This window comes from Schleiferilactobacillus perolens DSM 12744 (genome assembly GCF_001435585.1).
Taxonomy (GTDB): domain Bacteria; phylum Bacillota; class Bacilli; order Lactobacillales; family Lactobacillaceae; genus Schleiferilactobacillus; species Schleiferilactobacillus perolens.
On sequence record NZ_AZEC01000003.1, the window covers coordinates 140,363 to 155,162 of the forward strand.

Genomic DNA, 14,800 nt, shown 5'->3' on the forward strand with positions numbered 1-14,800 from the left:
AAACTACCTTGCACTTTCCAAAACCGAGCGTTATTCTTGAAGAGTAATAAGTAAATAGGCGATGACGTTCGCCAGTGGTGCTGTATTTAACAGCACTTCAAATATTACACTCCGTAATTGATGACGTCTGCAATATTCCGCTGCGAGCGGCCTATTGTAGGCGTCTTTTTATTTATTTTTGGGAAAGGAAGTTTTTGGTGATGGCAGTTACGATTAGTCAAGTACATGGTCGCGAAATTTTTGATTCACGGGGCAATCCCACAGTAGAGGTTGATGTCCGCTTGAGCGACGGCGGCTTTGGCCGTGCCGGCGTACCCTCTGGCAAGTCCACTGGGGAAAATGAAGCCGTTGAATTACGCGACGGCGGTTCTCGTCTTGGCGGCAAAGGTGTGTTGAAGGCCGTGGGTAATGTCAATGGTGAGATCAACGAACACTTACAGGGCGTTTCACCGTTCAATCAGGCCGAAATCGATCATCAGTTAATTGAATTAGACGGTACGCCGAACAAGGGTCGTTTGGGGGCCAATGCCATTTTAGGCACTTCCATGGCCGTTGCGCGGGCGGCTGCTGATTCCCTGCACGAACCGTTGTATCGTTACCTTGGCGGGGTGGATTTGGAATTACCACAAACCTTCCACAACGTCATCAACGGTGGCGAACATGCCGACAATGATATCGACATCCAAGAGTTCATGATTACACCCATCGAACGCAAGAGTTTCCGCGATGGTTTCGAGAAGATCGTGAATGTCTATCATCAATTACAGGCCAACTTTGAAAAAGAAGGCTTGTCCACTGGCTTAGGCGACGAAGGCGGTTTTGCCCCGAACTTGCCGTCTGATGAAGCAGCGATTCAAGAACTGGTCAAGGCCATTAAGGACGCCGGCTACGAACCCCGCAAGGAAATCGGGATTGCCTTTGATGCCGCCGCTTCTAGCTTTGCGCAAAAAGATGGCACTTACTTGTTTGAGGGTAAGAAGCGGTCTGTTGCCGAAATGACCGCCTACTATGAGGACTTGCTGAAGAAGTATCCAGCCATTGTCTCTATTGAAGATCCTTTCGGTGAAAATGATTGGGACAACTTCTCTAAGTTTACTCAAAAGAATAAGGATCGGGTGCAAATTGTCACCGATGATAATGTCTGCACCAACCCGAAGCTGATTCGTAAGGCCATCAAGGCTGGTTTAGCCACATCGTTCTTGATCAAGTTGAATCAGATCGGTACTGTCAGCGAGACCATGGAGGCCATTCGGTTGGCTCGCAAGAACAACTGCACGGTCATGGTATCCCACCGTTCTGGTGAAACCACCGATGACTTCATCGCTGACTTCTCTGTCGCGATGCACGCTGAACAACTTAAGGCTGGTGCGCCAGCCCGTGGTGAACGACTGGCTAAGTACAATGAATTACTGCGGATCGAGGAAGAATTGGGTGACCAAGCTAAGATTGCCTACTTCCCCGATAACGTTGACTTAGACTAATCAGCCGAGTCCCAAATTAATACCGGCCATGCCGGTTTAGTTAAGACATGTGATTATCTCAGTTATACCCATGCAGGTTTTGTTAACTGCATGGGTATAATTGTTTTTGTAGAGTAAAGAAAGGGATGGCGCATCATGGCTGGAACGCCAATGGAAGAACAATATACACAAGCGGGGCTAACCTCTGCAGAAGTCACTGCGAAACAAAAAGAATTTGGGGCCAATCGGCAACCGGCGCTGCCCACCGCGTTTTGGTGCTTGGTGTTAAACGGTTTGTGGGGACCGCTGCCCTGGTTATTGGAGGCCGCCATTATCCTGGAATTCTTTCTCGGTAAAGGTCTGCAGGCGACATTTATTCTTTTGCTGCTGGTTTTCTCCGCTGTTGATGGCGCTGTGCAAAAGAAACGGTCGATGAAAGCTTTGGGCGGCCTGCACGCCGATCTGCGCACGCAATCGCGGGACAAGCGAGGGACTCAATGGGAAAACATGCCTGCGGATGAACTCGTTCCCGGGGATATTGTCCACATTCAACTGGGGGATGTGATCCCCGCCGACGGGACAGTGCTTATTGGCAGCCTTAGTGCCGATCAGGCGGCTTTGACTGGTGAAAGCGTACCAGTGGCGAAGGCGGTCAAAGACCCCGTCTATGCAGCTGCTACGGTGGTTTCCGGTGATGCCATTGTGCAAGTGACTAAGACCGGGACACACAGCAGTTATGGTAAAACCGCCGAACTGTTGACCCATGCCACGGCCCCTGGCCGATTGGAAAAACTCCTATTCGGCATTGTCCGTTTATTGGTGATTCTGGATGTGGCCCTGGTCGTCGTCTTGACTGCGACAGCGTTACTGCGGGGCACGAGCATCATGACTTTGCTGCCGTTCCTGGTTATTTTGTTCATTGCCACGATTCCTGTGGCGATGCCGTCCAGCTTCACCGTGGCTAACTCGGTGGAAGCGTCGCGGTTAGCGAAGAAAAAAATCCTCGTTAGTGGTTTGACGGGGATTCAAGAAGCGGCTTCGCTGGATGTGTTACTGGTGGACAAGACTGGGACGCTGACTCAGGATCGCACTGCTTTGGCAGCCGTCACGGCTCTGCAGCCCACTACTTTTAATCAGGACGCTGTGTTAACTCTGGCGGCAGCTGCCTGTGATCCCCAGGGCCGCAGCAGCATTGAAAGAGCCATTCGCGAGGGCGCCCAGAAACAAGGCACTTTGCTGGCACCGGCGACTTTTACACCGTTTGATCCGGCCACGAAATATTCGAAGGCCACGGTTAATTGGCAAAATGCCGACCATGCTGTGCAATTAGGCTCGCCCACGATTCTCATGAAGGAAGCCCAAGTGCCAGATAATCTCACAGCCGAATTGGCGAAATTGACGGCCACCGGCGCGCGGGTGGTGGCCGTGGCGGTTGATGGCGCCATTATTGGCTTGGTCGCCATTGCCGACCCGATCAAACCGGACGTTCCAGAATTGATCAAACGGTTGCGGACCCGCGGAGTACAGGTCATTATGCTGACTGGTGATACCCGGGCCACGGCCCAGGCCGTGGCCGGCCAAGTTGGTTTGCAGGGGGACATCGGCACGCCTGATGATATGGATCGCGCCCCGCGGGATTATGCGGGCTTTGCCAATGTCTTGCCAGCCGATAAGTTCCGGTTGGTCCAAGATTTACAAAAGACCGGCGCCGTGGTTGGCATGTTGGGTGATGGGGTGAATGATGCCCCGGCCTTGAAACAGGCAGATGTCGGCATCGCCGTCACCACCGCCACCGATATTGCCAAACTGGCGGCCGATGTGATTTTGACCGAACCAGACCTGGGCGCCATTAATGATGTCGTGGACTCTGGCCAACGGGTATATCAACGGATGATGACCTGGATCATCACTAAATTGACCCGGACGGCCCAGTTGACGATCCTGTTGACCTTCGGCTATCTGTTTACTGGTTATTTTCCAATTTCATTGAGTATGATTGTTTTCATCGTCATGATGAACGATTCGGTGACCCTCACACTGGGAACAGATCGAACTTATCCCAGTGATCGTCCGACCCGGTGGCATTTAGGCGATTTAGCCAAAATTGCCAGCGGTTTGACCGTGGGCTGGTTGGTATTAGGCTTTGCACTGTTGTGGTACTTTGAATATCAACTTCAACTGCCCGCAGATAATGTCAGTACCTTGCTCTTTGCCTATTTAATCTTCTCTGCAATGGCGACAATTTATATGACCCGGACCCGCGGTGCGTTTTGGCGGGCAATTCCCAGCCGGACTGTCCTAGGTGTGACCTGCTTGAATATGGTGTTAACCACAATCATGGCCTTAACCGGGATTATCACGCCGCAAGTGGCGATTGGTCCTTACCTGATCGTCATTGCGGGGGTAATCATCTTTGCGGTGTTATTGGATCTGCTCAAGCAACTGTTTTATCGGACTCAGGCGGCGTGATGCCTCGATAAACAATGGCCGATCATAACCGGTCAGCTCTTCTTCGCCAAATCGTCGGCGACCAATATAGCAGCGGTAATTCAGCTCAATTTGCAAGGCTGTGACTCGCGGATCTTGGCCATAATGGCGTGTAATATCGCCGCCCCGGAACGGATAGTTGTTGGAGACGGAAAAACCAGCCTGATTCAAGACATCTGTGATCTGCAGGCGAAAGGCCTTGCTGCTTGTTTGGTCATGGGCGTTGCCTAGAACGATATCTTGGGGGTTGATCCCCGGCTGGCCTGGATAAAACGCAAAACTGTGCAGGTCGATCAGGGTCACATGACCAAATGCGGCGATCTTGTCCGCCAATAGTTGCTGTAACGCCCCGCGGTACGGTTGATAGTATGCTTTTAATCGTTCTTGGATAGTCTCTAAAGATAACGGTTCGGCGTAAAGCGGATGCCCAAATGTGTTTTGCTGGTAGATCGTGGTTCGCTGATAACTGCCCACTGGGGCGACAATAGTCGGCCGATTCGGATCGGCCACATAGCGGTTCACGTGGTTTGCTAAAGTGGTGAACCCGGCATCTGGCAAAAACCGGTACAGTTCCGGCAAAAACCAATCCGTGTTGGCCAAAATTGCATCAGGCAGAAGGGCTTGGCGCATATCGTCTGGTATCCAGGTACCGCTATGGGGCAGGCTGATGACGATCGGGTAGCGGTGTGCGTGTTGATTGTGGATCGTGAATAATTCCAAATTAATATCTCCATTTTTCAGCGGTGGTCACAGAGGCCATCGCTTTTTTGAATCTGGTGAAACTATACCAACCATTGGTAGAATGAACAATAGAGAAACAAAAATCGTGGACGAGCGAATTGCTGAGGAGAATTCTATGCATATTTTAGTGACCGGTGGCGCTGGCTTTATCGGCAGCAACTTTATTCGATTCATGCGGCAAAAACATCCGGACGATGTCTTAATCAATTTGGATGCGTTAACCTATGCCGGCAACTTAACCAACTTGGCCGATGTGGCGGAAGGGACGCATTATCATTTTGTCCACGGCAACATTCTGGATCGTGATCTAGTGACCCAAGTGATTCGTCAGTACCAGGTCGACACCATCGTTAATTTTGCTGCTGAATCCCATGTGGACCGCAGTATTGCGGATCCATTAGTGTTTGTGGATACGAATGTGCGGGGGACAGCCGCACTATTGGATGTGGCCCGTCAAACGCAGATTACGCGCTTTCTCCAAGTTTCCACTGATGAAGTATACGGCAGCATTCCTGGCACAGGCCACGTCACAGAAGCCGCTCCGTTGCGCCCCAGCTCCCCCTATGCCGCCAGTAAAGCTAGCGCGGATTTGATGGCACTGGCCGATCACCATACCTATGGACTGGATGTCGTGATTACCCGGTGTGCCAATAATTACGGACCCTATCAGTATCCAGAAAAACTGATTCCGTTAATGATTCAGCACGGGTTAACCGGGGAACCCTTACCTGTTTACGGCGATGGTCAAAAGAAGCGGGATTGGCTCCACGTCACCGATCATTGCCGCGCCATTGACCTGGTGCTGCGCCGGGGTCAAAGCGGATCAATCTACAATGTGACCGGCAATAACGAACACGCCAACCTCGCCATTGTGCACCGGATTATTCAACAACTGCATATTGATCCTCAGCTGATTCAGCTTGTCCCAGACCGATTGGGTGATGATTCCCGATACGCCCTGGATGCCACCAAGATTCGGCGGGAGCTTGGCTGGGCACCCACCATTTCCTTTGATGCCGGTCTGTCGGAAACGATTGATTGGTATCAGGCCCATCGTGGTTGGTGGGAGAGACTGAATACAGATTAGGCATTGTGCGATGGGGCTTTTCCGGGTAAAATGTGAAGCATCTAATCGGTGATGACGTTCGCCGTAACCATTACAGAACGTAATTAATGACGTCTACAGTTGCTGCCAAAGCAGTGCGCTGTAGACGTCATTTTTGATGGAAGGAGTAACAATTTGAAAATAATACGGAATATTGTCGTCGTCTTTCTCGGCGGCGCGCTGGGTGGGATGGCTCGATACGGGTTAAATCAATTGGTTGGTGATCCGACTAATTTGGTGGGAACCACGATTGAAAATCTGAGCGGCAGCTTCTTGTTGGCGCTGTTAACTGCTTATGCTGTGGATAGTGATTTGTCAGATACTTTAGTGCTCGGGCTGGGCACGGGCTTAATTGGCGGCTACACGACGTTTTCCACGTTGATGCTGGCGACTGTGACGAACATCGACCAGGCCCCCAGCAGAACACTGGGCTTATTGTTGGTTAATCTGATTGGCGGAGCACTGCTTGCCGGCCTCGGTTATTATCTAGGCGATCGGGCCACAATTCAACGGGAGGGATCGCGATGATCTGGCTTTGGATTGCAATTGGTGCTGGGATCGGATCTGCCTTGCGGTATGGCGTGACGACGATGGGCAAGGCGTGGTGGCCCGGCAAGCCGTGGGCCACGATGCTCATCAATATTTCGGGAGCCTTCGCGGCGGGCTTTTTTACCAACTTGGCCGGTCTGTCGCCCATGGCGCAAACGGTCCTGTTAACTGGTCTATGTGGCGGATTCACCACGTTCTCAACTTTCACAGTAGACATGGTCATTCAATTGCGAAACCGCCAATGGTCCTGGGCAATGCTATACGAGGGCGGCTCAGTGATTCTAGGCTTGACGGCAGTTTGGCTAGGCTTGGTTGTTGGCGCATAAGAAAAGGGCAGGTCGTGGCGATCTGCCCTTTCTGCTAATCTGTGTAGATTTCTTTAGCCAAACCAAATGCGGACCAAGCCTTAGGCCAACCAGCATAGAAGGCTAACTGCGTGATCAGTTCGACCATCTCGTCTTTGGTCACACCGTTTTGCTTTGCCATCTTCATGTGGGACTCTAATTGTGGGAAAAGTCCCTGGGACATAAGCGAAGCACAAGTGATCATACTCCGATCACGGGCAGACAGCTTATCTTCCCGGGACCATACTTCACCAAACAAAACATCATCATTCAGTTCCGCAAATTTCGGGGCAAAGTCGCCTAAACGATCGCGACCAGCCGTTTGTTTTTTAGCCATAAAATAACCTCCAATGTGTTTATTAATTATTGTGATTAGTTAACGCCAAAGCTGCTTGGTGAATCGCTTGGACACTGTTGATCACCAAAGGAAAGCCGATATAGGGCAGCAGCTGGATGGCGGACCAAACCAATTCACGTTCCGTATTGCCGGCCTTGAGACTGCCGCGGGCATGGGCATTGATTTGAAAACTGACATTCATCGTGATCAACGCTAACAGTTCATACCGTTCCCGATCTTTGACACTTAAGACACCGTATTGGTAATAATCGTTGAAGAAATGATTGGTCAAGGCGGCAGGAATAAATTCGCCCGCACTATCTGGCAAATCTTTCAACAAATTCTTGATTTCAGTGCCGTAAAGCGCCGCTTGAGCTTGGGCACCGAAGCCGTCAGTCTGATCGGGGATGGCAGGGGTAAACGTGATCTGCTGGGCCGTGAAGACATCCTGAATGGCCGCAAGTGCGGATTCGACACGCAAAGATCCCACCACTGGGGAGAGCTGATACACTGTTTCCAGTAGGATTTGCGGGGAGATGCCGGCGGCCAGGATGGCCTGGGTTTGCGCCGTGATCGGCGGAATAGTTCCCTGACAGATACTAGCAATTAACGGAATCAGTAACCGATCGCTGCTCAAGTGCATGGCGCCAGAGTGTTCAACTGCCCCGACTAAGGGAGCAATACGTTTAGAAAAGCCTTCTATTGCCTGCTTGTCGTTCATTTGTTTTGATCCAGTTGGGCATATTCCGCATCAGTCACGGGGGCCAACCATTCTGTCGTTCCTTGGGTGATGGCCAAATGCGTGAACCAGCTATCCTTAGTGGCGCCGTGCCAGTGTTCGACACCTGGGCGAATGGTCACCGTATCGCCGGGATGGAGGAGACGGGCCGGTTTTCCTTTTTCTTGATACCAGCCTTCACCAGCGGTCACCAGCAGTAACTGGAAACCGTTGTGATGAATGTGCCAGTTGTTGCGGCAGCCGGGTTCGAAGGTGACATTTGCGACATTGACGTCAATATCATCGTCGGCTTGAATCAAGCCGTTTAAGTAACTTTGACCAATGAAATACTTTTGATAAGCGGTATTTTTGGCTCCTAAGCCGAAGAGACCGCCCTTTTCTGCGTGATTTGTCATATCGAAGAGTCCTTCCTTTGTGTTCATGATTACCATACAGCACCGGCCACACAATGTATAATACTAATAGATGATAGGGCGCCATGCACACAGATTATAGGAGGAAAAAACATGGAACTACGGACTTTACGTTATTTAGTGGCTATCGCCGATGCTGGCACTATGACTGCTGCCGCACAATTATTGCATGTCTCTCAACCGGCCTTATCGCGGCAAATCATGGACTTGGAAGAAGAGCTGCACACCACCATATTTGACCGGTCCGGCCGGGGGATTAGCTTAACTTCATCGGGGACGTATCTGGTGAATCGAGCACGTCAGATTTTAGCGCTGACGGATGGCACGGTCGCAGCCTTGGATCAACAAACACCGTTGAGTGGACCACTATCGATCGGTCTGGGTGAATCCCCGCTGAACCAGCCGGTCTTAACCGCCGCCGCGCAACTAGTCCAGCAATACCCCGCGGTCCACTTGCGGATTTATAGCGGCAATGCGGATGAGATTTTTGAACGGTTGGATCACGGGTTATTAGATTTTGGTGTCGTCATTGATCCGGCAGACAAAAATAAATACGCCTGGACATCAATCCCCGGGCGCAACATTTGGGGTCTGGCGATGCTGCCCACAGCACCGCTCGCCAAGAAAAAGGGGATCACGCCAGCGGATATGGCCCGCCTGCCAATCATGGTTTCTGACCGCGCCGCCGTTCAGCAGATGGTAGAGAACTGGCTTGGGGCACCTCTGACCGAAAATCAAGTGGTCACTCGCTACAACTTGATTTATAACGCCGCACTATTAACCAGAGCCGGTGTCGGCTATGCAGTCACCCTCAGCCATCTCCTCGACCCCACCGACCAAACCCTCACATTCATTCCCTTCACTCCCAAATTGACGACTGCCATGACCTTAATATGGCCCAAAAACAGCATCCAATCTCCAGTTGCCAGAGCATTCCTAAAGATTTTTGACGAAAAAAAGGACCTGGAATAATTCCAGGTCCCAATTGCGCAGTATTGGCGCAACAGACAGTTCAATACTAGTTACGGACAGCCTGTTTTTCCGCTAACAAAGCTTTCTGCGCCGCCACGTTCATCACGTTCCAAGGCCGGTCAAATCCAGGCTGGAAGAAGAAGTCAGCATAAGCCAAGTCTTCTAACGTCATCTTCCCTTGGATCGCTAAACTGATCGCGTTGATATTCGCGGTGACATCCCGCTTCGACATAATTTGCGCACCCAAGACGCGGTGACTCTCTGGATCGTAAGTCAACTTAAAGTCAACTTGGGTATTGCCCGCTTCAGTGGGAACGAAGGGCGGTTGGGTGGAGTCTGTCACAAACACAGAGGCTGTTTTCACCCCATATTTGTCAGCAGTGCCTTCCTTGACCCCAGTCGAAGCAAAGTGGTAATCAAAGACAGACAGGGCAGAAGAGCCCGAAACAGCCGGCATAGTGGTCTTTTTGCCTAACAAGTTCATCGCAGCAATTCGACCCTGACGCCGGGCGTTGGTGGCTAAAGCGATTTGCTCTAAGTCACCAGTTGGTGCAAATGGTACCTTCGTGGCGTCGCCCACAGCGTAAATATCCGGAGCGGATGTTTCCAGATGGTCGTTAATCTTGACCAAGCCCTTTTCATCCAAATCGACAACACCCTTGAGCCAACCAGTATTGGCTTTGATCCCCGCAGTTTGGATGACCAAATCTGCCGGGTAGGTGCCTTGGTCTGTGACCACTTTTGTCACGCGGCCATCTTGGCCCGCAAATTCTTTCACCATTTGACCAGTCGCCGGATAAATATTGTGGGCCTTCATCGTGTCAGTGAGTACATCGGTGAATTCCGCATCCAGATAAACGCCCAGCGGTCGGGCAATCATGTCCACTAAAGTGACGTGTTTACCGGCTTTGGCAAAGACTTCAGCGGCTTCGACGCCGATATAGCCAGCACCAATGACCACAACGTTGTGGACAGTCGGATCCACCGTCTTGGCCTTCAGCTTAATCGCCCAGTCCCGCCCACGCATCGCGTAGACGTTTTGCAAATCAGTCCCGGGAACGGGCAGGCTAACAGGCACCGCCCCCACGCTCAATACTAATTTATCATAGGATTCTTGGCGTGTCGTGTCATTGGCCAAGTCATGGACGGTCACTTGATGCGCTGCGGCGTCCACACTTGTGATTTCTTGGCGTGTAAAGACGTGTACACCTTGGGCACGCATGCCTTCTGGTGTGGCATAACGGACAGTGTTAACGTCCTTGACCACACCCTCTAAGTAGAGCTGCATACCGCAGGATAGGAAAGATAAGAAATCACCTTTTTCGTACCATTGAATTTCTGTATCGGGTTGGTCCGCAAGAATTCCCCGCACCGTTTCGTAACCACCGTGAGATGAACCGACTACAATAACTTTCATTTTGTCACGTCTCCTTTTTGTGAAATTAAATTGTCAACAACCATACTCTTCCAGTGTAGCATGGGTTACGCGCCCGATTCAATGCTGTGAACGATTTACTTGATAATAGTTCTAAAAAAAGAATCAATACTGATTTTTTAAAGCTTTTCCCAACACCTTCACGCCACCGCATCCACTGTCCTATAATGGAAGCGTAAGCAAGGTGGTGGTACTGGATAGAATAATGATTCTTGACGTATCCAGTGCCAATGCGGAGCAATCGGAGGGAAAATGGGGCTCAGCTGTGGAAACCGCAATAAACTTGCCCCGGTCCTGGGCAAGTTTATATGCGGTTAGGCGACTTTGAGACCGCGCACTTTGCGGGCTCAAAGCGCCGTCACAGCGTTCCAGCCCCATTTTCCCGGAGATTGCGCAGCTTTGGTACGGCGCGGAGGACGTTTTTTATGCCAGTCCCATCCCAGTATAGAAAGGGATGTTTTCGATTTGAAAAAGATTCTGAATGATCCCAGTAATTTAGTACCAGAAATGGTCTCCGGTATGGTGGCCAGCTATCCGCAGTATATCCGGCAAATTCCGGATACCCTCGCGGTGGTCCGCAATGACCGGGCATTTAATGAAAAACACGCGCCAAAAGTCGGTGTCGTATCCGGCGGCGGCAGCGGCCATGAGCCCTTACATATGGGCTTTGTAGGTCAAGGCATGTTAACTGCCGCCGTACCAGGGCAAGTGTTCACTTCACCGACCCCTGATCAGATCTATGCCGCAGTGAAGGCCGCCGATCAAGGCAAAGGGGTTTTGCTGATCGTCAAGAATTACTCCGGCGATGTCATGAATTTTGATATGGCCAAGGACCTGGCCAGCATTGATGATATCAAGGTAGAATCCATCGTGGTTGATGATGATGTGGCCGTGGAAGACTCACTTTATACCCAAGGCCGCCGCGGTGTGGCCGGCACAGTGCTGGTCGAAAAGATCGTCGGGGCCGCTGCAGAAGCCGGTCTAGACTTGGCGGCATTGGTGAAATTAGGCAAAGCCGTCATCGCTCAAACCAAGACGATCGGCGTGGCACTGCATGCTGCCACGGTGCCAGAAGTAGGGCATCCTGGTTTTGAACTGGGGCCCGACGAAATGGAATACGGCGTCGGCATCCATAACGAACCGGGTTACAAGCGAGAAAAGATGGTGCCTTCTGCTGCATTAGCGAAAGAATTGCTGGGCAAGATCGGCGGCCATTTTGATGGCGGCGTGGCCGGTAAGAAGTTCACAGTCTTAGTGAACGGTTTTGGGGCGACGCCGTTGGGTGAACAGTTTGTATTCGCTAATGATGTCTTGGAGCAGCTGAAGGATGCTAAGGCGGACGTGATTTTTACCAAAGTCGGCAATTACGTCACATCACTGGATATGACTGGCCTATCTTTGACACTCTTACAAATGCAGGATGATCAGTGGCTGGATTATCTGAATGCACCAGCCGCAACAATTGGATGGGGGGACTCTCGGAATGAACGTTGAACAAGTCGAAAAATGGATGACGTTGTACCAGGCTGAAGTGGAGAAAAACAAGGATTACCTCAGCCAGTTAGATACAGATATTGGTGATGGCGACCATGGCAACAACATGGCTCGGGGCATGACCGCTGTGGCCGACGGGTTAGAAAAAGACAAGCCCGCTGATTTAGCCCATGCGTTCCAAAACATCGCCATGAGTCTGATCAGCAAAGTCGGTGGTGCCGCTGGTCCACTGTATGGTACGGCGTTCCTAGAAATGGCCAAGGCAGCCAAATCTGGCGGTACGGATATTCCGAATTTGCTGCAAGTGGCTGCGGATGGCGTGGCCAAACGCGGTGGCGCCAAAGTTGGCGATAAGACCATGGTCGATGTCTGGGAACCTGCGGCCAAGGACGCCCAGGCCGGTCAATTGAATGACGCCAACATTGATAAATTAGTCGATGCCACTAAGCCCTTGCGCGCTCTGAAGGGTCGGGCTTCTTATCTGGGTGAACGTTCCATCGGGCACCTAGACCCTGGCGCTGTCAGCACAGGCATGTTACTGAAGACTCTCTTACAAGCCACCGCTTAATCAGAAAGGATGGACGCTTATGGCAGCTAACGAAAAAACCGGCATGGTGCTGGTTTCCCATGTACCAGAAATCGTCGCCGGTATCAGCAAACTCATCCGCCAAGTGGCCCCGGATATCGCCTTAACTACCGCCGGCGGCACTAGCGACGGCGACATCGGCACCGATGCCACCCATATTTTGAAAGCCATTGATGAAAACGCCAAAGACGATTTAATGGTCTTCTACGACCTCGGCAGTGCCAAGATGAACCTCGATCTCGTCAAAGACATGACCGACAAAACTCTCTACCGCTACGATGTCGCATTCATCGAAGGTGCTTACACTGCCGCCGCATTATTGCAGGCAGGCGTGAAGCGCGAAGACATCGAACCACAATTGCAACCGATGCACCTCGATAAGTAATTAATCATTTCCAAGGGAGAAGACAAAAGCCTGAACTTCGATACAACGAGTGCTAGTGCGCAGCATTAGCACGGTGGTCGTTGTCCACTTTTGGCTCTCTTTTTTTGTAAGCAAATTATTCGTTCTTTCCCACTATACCGATTACAATGGAGGTACATTTAAAGGGGTGGTAATAATGCGTCTTGCTGAATATGATCGGATTTTGGAGGATTTGCTGGACGCTGCTGATGACCCAACACAGGAAAACCACTATCTACAGAAACTACTCACCAGACACCGCATCACCGCCGACATCCTTACCGATCACGCTCGCCAAACTGCGCTGCTGGCAGAAATCGGCAGCGGCTCTTCGCCCACATTGGGGTTTGTGAGTTTGACCGGTACCACAGCGCTAGCAGCTGGCGTCATTGCCCTCATTCAACTCCATGACGCGGGTGTCATTTTACCTGGCACAGTCCGCCTGCTGGCCATGACAGCGGGTCGTACGAATCAAAGCATCAGTCGGCAATTCGGGGTAGGCTTGACTGGACTGATCATCGGAGCAGCCGTCAGTCCTTCCGGGGTAGCAATCACCACGGCTGACCCAGCTACCGACCTCGTCCAACTCACTGCCACCATTGCTGAAAAGCATCTGAAACAAACTGTCCCTGTGACTGCCGGACTATTTCCTGGTGATGTGCGCCAACCCAGTTTAGCCACCGTGGCCCTCGGCCCAGATAATCAGGTGAGTACAGCCACGTATCACCGGTTCATCAACCTTTACATTGAGTTGTTCAAACAGTATCTTGCAAGCATGCGAAATGAAAAAAAGGCTGAAATATGGTAAAGTAGCTCATACGCTTTTTCAGTAATAGGAGTGGTGGACGTGGGCATTATGTACGCGCTGATCACGGCGGTGTGTTGGGGCAGCATCTCCGTGGTGAGTCATAAGATTGGCGGCAACAGCCAAAATCAGATTCTGGGCGAAAGTTACGGAATTCTGTTGTTTGCGCTGTTGTATTATTTTGTCGTTCAACCGACGATCGATTTGCAGACTACTTTGGTCGGGATCGCGTCGGGTCTTTTTTACTGTTGGGGCCAAAACCAACAGTTCCGTGGGTTAGAAGAGATCGGCGTGTCCATGGGCATGCCAATTTCGACTGCTTCCCAGTTAATTATCACCACCTTAGCGGGCGCAATTGTCTTTGGCGAATGGACCAATGGCCGTGATTACTTATTCGGCTTGAGCGCATTGGTCATCTTGATTGTCGGCGCTATTTTTACTTCGGTGAAAGAAAAGAAACAAGAACCAAGTGTCACCGTGACTCCAGCCAAACGGCAAGTGGTCGGCATTGTGGCTGTGCTCTTATCCGGTGTGGGCATTTCCCTTTATTCCATCGTGAATAAAGCCTTCAGTCCTGATCCGGCAGCATTGCTTTTACCCCAAGCCGTGGGTGTGATGATTGAGGGTTTTGCGGCGGCCAGTAGTCAACCGGCGCGCAAAATGAATAGCCGGTTTACGTATTACAATGTCATTCTCGGATTGCTTTGGGGCCTGGGCAATCTATTTTATTCCCAGGCTATTCAACTCGGCGGGTTGGCCATCAGTTTCTCGCTATCACAAATGGGAGTGGTCATCTCCACTTTAGGCGGAATCTTGATTTTGCGGGAGCACAAAACCCATAAAGAATTGGTATACACACTGTTTGGCTGTGCGCTCATCATCGCTGGCGGTATATTGCTCGGTGTGATGCAGGCCTAGGAGGGGGAGTTG

The 14,800-nt window shown here is 51.2% G+C and carries 16 protein-coding genes and 2 riboswitches; of the genes, 11 read left to right on the forward strand and 5 right to left on the reverse strand.

Annotated features, from left to right (window positions below; all coding sequences use genetic code 11):
* Positions 1 to 48: 48 nt before the first annotated feature.
* Positions 49 to 137: riboswitch (Fluoride riboswitch) on the forward strand.
* A gap of 63 nt (positions 138 to 200) precedes the next feature.
* Together eno and FD09_RS04385 are read left to right on the forward strand one after the other, a co-directional pair.
* Entirely contained in the window at positions 201 to 1,481 is a 1,281-nt protein-coding gene (gene eno / locus FD09_RS04380; RefSeq protein ID WP_057818725.1) for a phosphopyruvate hydratase, read from the forward strand.
* Positions 1,482 to 1,616: 135 nt separating this feature from the next.
* Positions 1,617 to 3,929, forward strand: a complete 2,313-nt coding sequence (locus FD09_RS04385) for an HAD-IC family P-type ATPase (RefSeq protein WP_057818727.1) — start codon at positions 1,617 to 1,619, stop codon at positions 3,927 to 3,929.
* On the opposite strand, the gene FD09_RS04390 is transcribed toward FD09_RS04385, so the two are convergent.
* Positions 3,882 to 4,667 (reverse strand): N-formylglutamate amidohydrolase, encoded by a 786-nt coding sequence (locus tag FD09_RS04390; protein ID WP_057818728.1) that lies wholly within the window; start codon positions 4,665 to 4,667, stop codon positions 3,882 to 3,884. The genes FD09_RS04385 and FD09_RS04390 overlap by 48 nt on opposite strands.
* Before the next feature lie 136 nt (positions 4,668 to 4,803).
* Between FD09_RS04390 and rfbB the strand changes: the two genes are divergently transcribed.
* The 3 genes from rfbB (at position 4,804) to crcB (ending at position 6,668) form a co-directional block, all read left to right on the forward strand.
* Positions 4,804 to 5,775: a dTDP-glucose 4,6-dehydratase gene (rfbB, locus tag FD09_RS04395; RefSeq protein ID WP_057818730.1), complete on the forward strand. Its 972-nt coding sequence runs from the start codon at positions 4,804 to 4,806 to the stop codon at positions 5,773 to 5,775.
* 38 nt (positions 5,776 to 5,813) lie between these two features.
* A riboswitch (Fluoride riboswitch) is annotated at positions 5,814 to 5,878 on the forward strand.
* A gap of 50 nt (positions 5,879 to 5,928) precedes the next feature.
* Positions 5,929 to 6,321: a fluoride efflux transporter FluC gene (locus tag FD09_RS04400; protein WP_057818732.1), complete on the forward strand. Its 393-nt coding sequence runs from the start codon at positions 5,929 to 5,931 to the stop codon at positions 6,319 to 6,321.
* Positions 6,321 to 6,668 (forward strand): fluoride efflux transporter CrcB, encoded by a 348-nt coding sequence (gene crcB / locus FD09_RS04405; protein WP_157053690.1) that lies wholly within the window; start codon positions 6,321 to 6,323, stop codon positions 6,666 to 6,668. The genes FD09_RS04400 and crcB overlap by 1 nt, the downstream gene beginning before the upstream one ends.
* Positions 6,669 to 6,702: 34 nt before the next feature.
* Here crcB and FD09_RS04410 read toward each other — a convergent pair whose 3' ends face one another.
* The 3 genes from FD09_RS04410 to FD09_RS04420 are packed head-to-tail and all read right to left on the reverse strand — an operon-like array spanning position 6,703 to position 8,157.
* Positions 6,703 to 7,023, reverse strand: coding sequence for a carboxymuconolactone decarboxylase family protein (locus FD09_RS04410; protein ID WP_057818737.1), 321 nt, complete (start codon positions 7,021 to 7,023; stop codon positions 6,703 to 6,705).
* Between the two features lie 22 nt (positions 7,024 to 7,045).
* A complete protein-coding gene (locus FD09_RS04415; protein WP_057818739.1) occupies positions 7,046 to 7,744 on the reverse strand; it encodes a carboxymuconolactone decarboxylase family protein in 699 nt (232 codons plus the stop codon).
* Complete coding sequence (locus tag FD09_RS04420; protein WP_057818741.1) at positions 7,741 to 8,157, reverse strand: cupin domain-containing protein; 417 nt, start codon at positions 8,155 to 8,157, stop codon at positions 7,741 to 7,743. Before FD09_RS04420 ends, FD09_RS04415 begins: the two co-directional genes overlap by 4 nt.
* A gap of 111 nt (positions 8,158 to 8,268) precedes the next feature.
* On the opposite strand from FD09_RS04420, the gene FD09_RS04425 reads away from it, so the two are divergent.
* The gene (locus FD09_RS04425; protein ID WP_057818743.1) at positions 8,269 to 9,147 is read left to right on the forward strand and encodes a LysR family transcriptional regulator; all 879 of its coding nucleotides are present in this window, start codon (positions 8,269 to 8,271) and stop codon (positions 9,145 to 9,147) included.
* A gap of 46 nt (positions 9,148 to 9,193) precedes the next feature.
* Here the strand turns inward: FD09_RS04425 and FD09_RS04430 are convergent, their stop codons facing one another.
* Complete coding sequence (locus FD09_RS04430) at positions 9,194 to 10,564, reverse strand: FAD-dependent oxidoreductase (RefSeq protein ID WP_057818744.1); 1,371 nt, start codon at positions 10,562 to 10,564, stop codon at positions 9,194 to 9,196.
* Between the two features lie 483 nt (positions 10,565 to 11,047).
* Here FD09_RS04430 and dhaK point away from each other — a divergent pair, with 483 nt between their 5' ends.
* The 5 genes from dhaK to FD09_RS04455 all read left to right on the forward strand — a co-directional run bounded on the left by dhaK (position 11,048) and on the right by FD09_RS04455 (position 14,788).
* Positions 11,048 to 12,076 carry a dihydroxyacetone kinase subunit DhaK gene (gene dhaK / locus FD09_RS04435; RefSeq protein ID WP_057818747.1) on the forward strand — a complete coding sequence of 343 codons (1,029 nt, stop codon included), beginning with the start codon at positions 11,048 to 11,050 and terminating at the stop codon, positions 12,074 to 12,076.
* Positions 12,066 to 12,644: a dihydroxyacetone kinase subunit DhaL gene (dhaL, locus tag FD09_RS04440; RefSeq protein ID WP_057818749.1), complete on the forward strand. Its 579-nt coding sequence runs from the start codon at positions 12,066 to 12,068 to the stop codon at positions 12,642 to 12,644. The genes dhaK and dhaL overlap by 11 nt, the downstream gene beginning before the upstream one ends.
* Positions 12,645 to 12,663: 19 nt before the next feature.
* Positions 12,664 to 13,047 carry a dihydroxyacetone kinase phosphoryl donor subunit DhaM gene (gene dhaM / locus FD09_RS04445; RefSeq protein ID WP_057818751.1) on the forward strand — a complete coding sequence of 128 codons (384 nt, stop codon included), beginning with the start codon at positions 12,664 to 12,666 and terminating at the stop codon, positions 13,045 to 13,047.
* A gap of 175 nt (positions 13,048 to 13,222) precedes the next feature.
* A complete protein-coding gene (locus FD09_RS04450) occupies positions 13,223 to 13,873 on the forward strand; it encodes a hypothetical protein (protein WP_057818753.1) in 651 nt (216 codons plus the stop codon).
* 48 nt (positions 13,874 to 13,921) lie between these two features.
* A complete protein-coding gene (locus FD09_RS04455; protein ID WP_235812214.1) occupies positions 13,922 to 14,788 on the forward strand; it encodes a GRP family sugar transporter in 867 nt (288 codons plus the stop codon).
* Positions 14,789 to 14,800 lie beyond the last annotated feature (12 nt).

Excerpts from the sequence above, each read along its gene's own strand:
- FD09_RS04410 (WP_057818737.1), bottom strand. The coding sequence starts at position 7,023 with ATGGCTAAAAAACAAACGGCTGGTCGCGATCGTTTAGGCGACTTTGCC.
- eno (WP_057818725.1), top strand. The coding sequence starts at position 201 with ATGGCAGTTACGATTAGTCAAGTACATGGTCGCGAAATTTTTGATTCA.
- FD09_RS04415 (WP_057818739.1), bottom strand. The coding sequence starts at position 7,744 with ATGAACGACAAGCAGGCAATAGAAGGCTTTTCTAAACGTATTGCTCCC.
- FD09_RS04385 (WP_057818727.1), top strand. The coding sequence starts at position 1,617 with ATGGCTGGAACGCCAATGGAAGAACAATATACACAAGCGGGGCTAACC.
- dhaL (WP_057818749.1), top strand. The coding sequence starts at position 12,066 with ATGAACGTTGAACAAGTCGAAAAATGGATGACGTTGTACCAGGCTGAA.
- FD09_RS04455 (WP_235812214.1), top strand. The coding sequence starts at position 13,922 with ATGTACGCGCTGATCACGGCGGTGTGTTGGGGCAGCATCTCCGTGGTG.
- FD09_RS04425 (WP_057818743.1), top strand. The coding sequence starts at position 8,269 with ATGGAACTACGGACTTTACGTTATTTAGTGGCTATCGCCGATGCTGGC.
- FD09_RS04450 (WP_057818753.1), top strand. The coding sequence starts at position 13,223 with ATGCGTCTTGCTGAATATGATCGGATTTTGGAGGATTTGCTGGACGCT.
- dhaM (WP_057818751.1), top strand. The coding sequence starts at position 12,664 with ATGGCAGCTAACGAAAAAACCGGCATGGTGCTGGTTTCCCATGTACCA.
- FD09_RS04430 (WP_057818744.1), bottom strand. The coding sequence starts at position 10,564 with ATGAAAGTTATTGTAGTCGGTTCATCTCACGGTGGTTACGAAACGGTG.
- rfbB (WP_057818730.1), top strand. The coding sequence starts at position 4,804 with ATGCATATTTTAGTGACCGGTGGCGCTGGCTTTATCGGCAGCAACTTT.
- FD09_RS04420 (WP_057818741.1), bottom strand. The coding sequence starts at position 8,157 with ATGACAAATCACGCAGAAAAGGGCGGTCTCTTCGGCTTAGGAGCCAAA.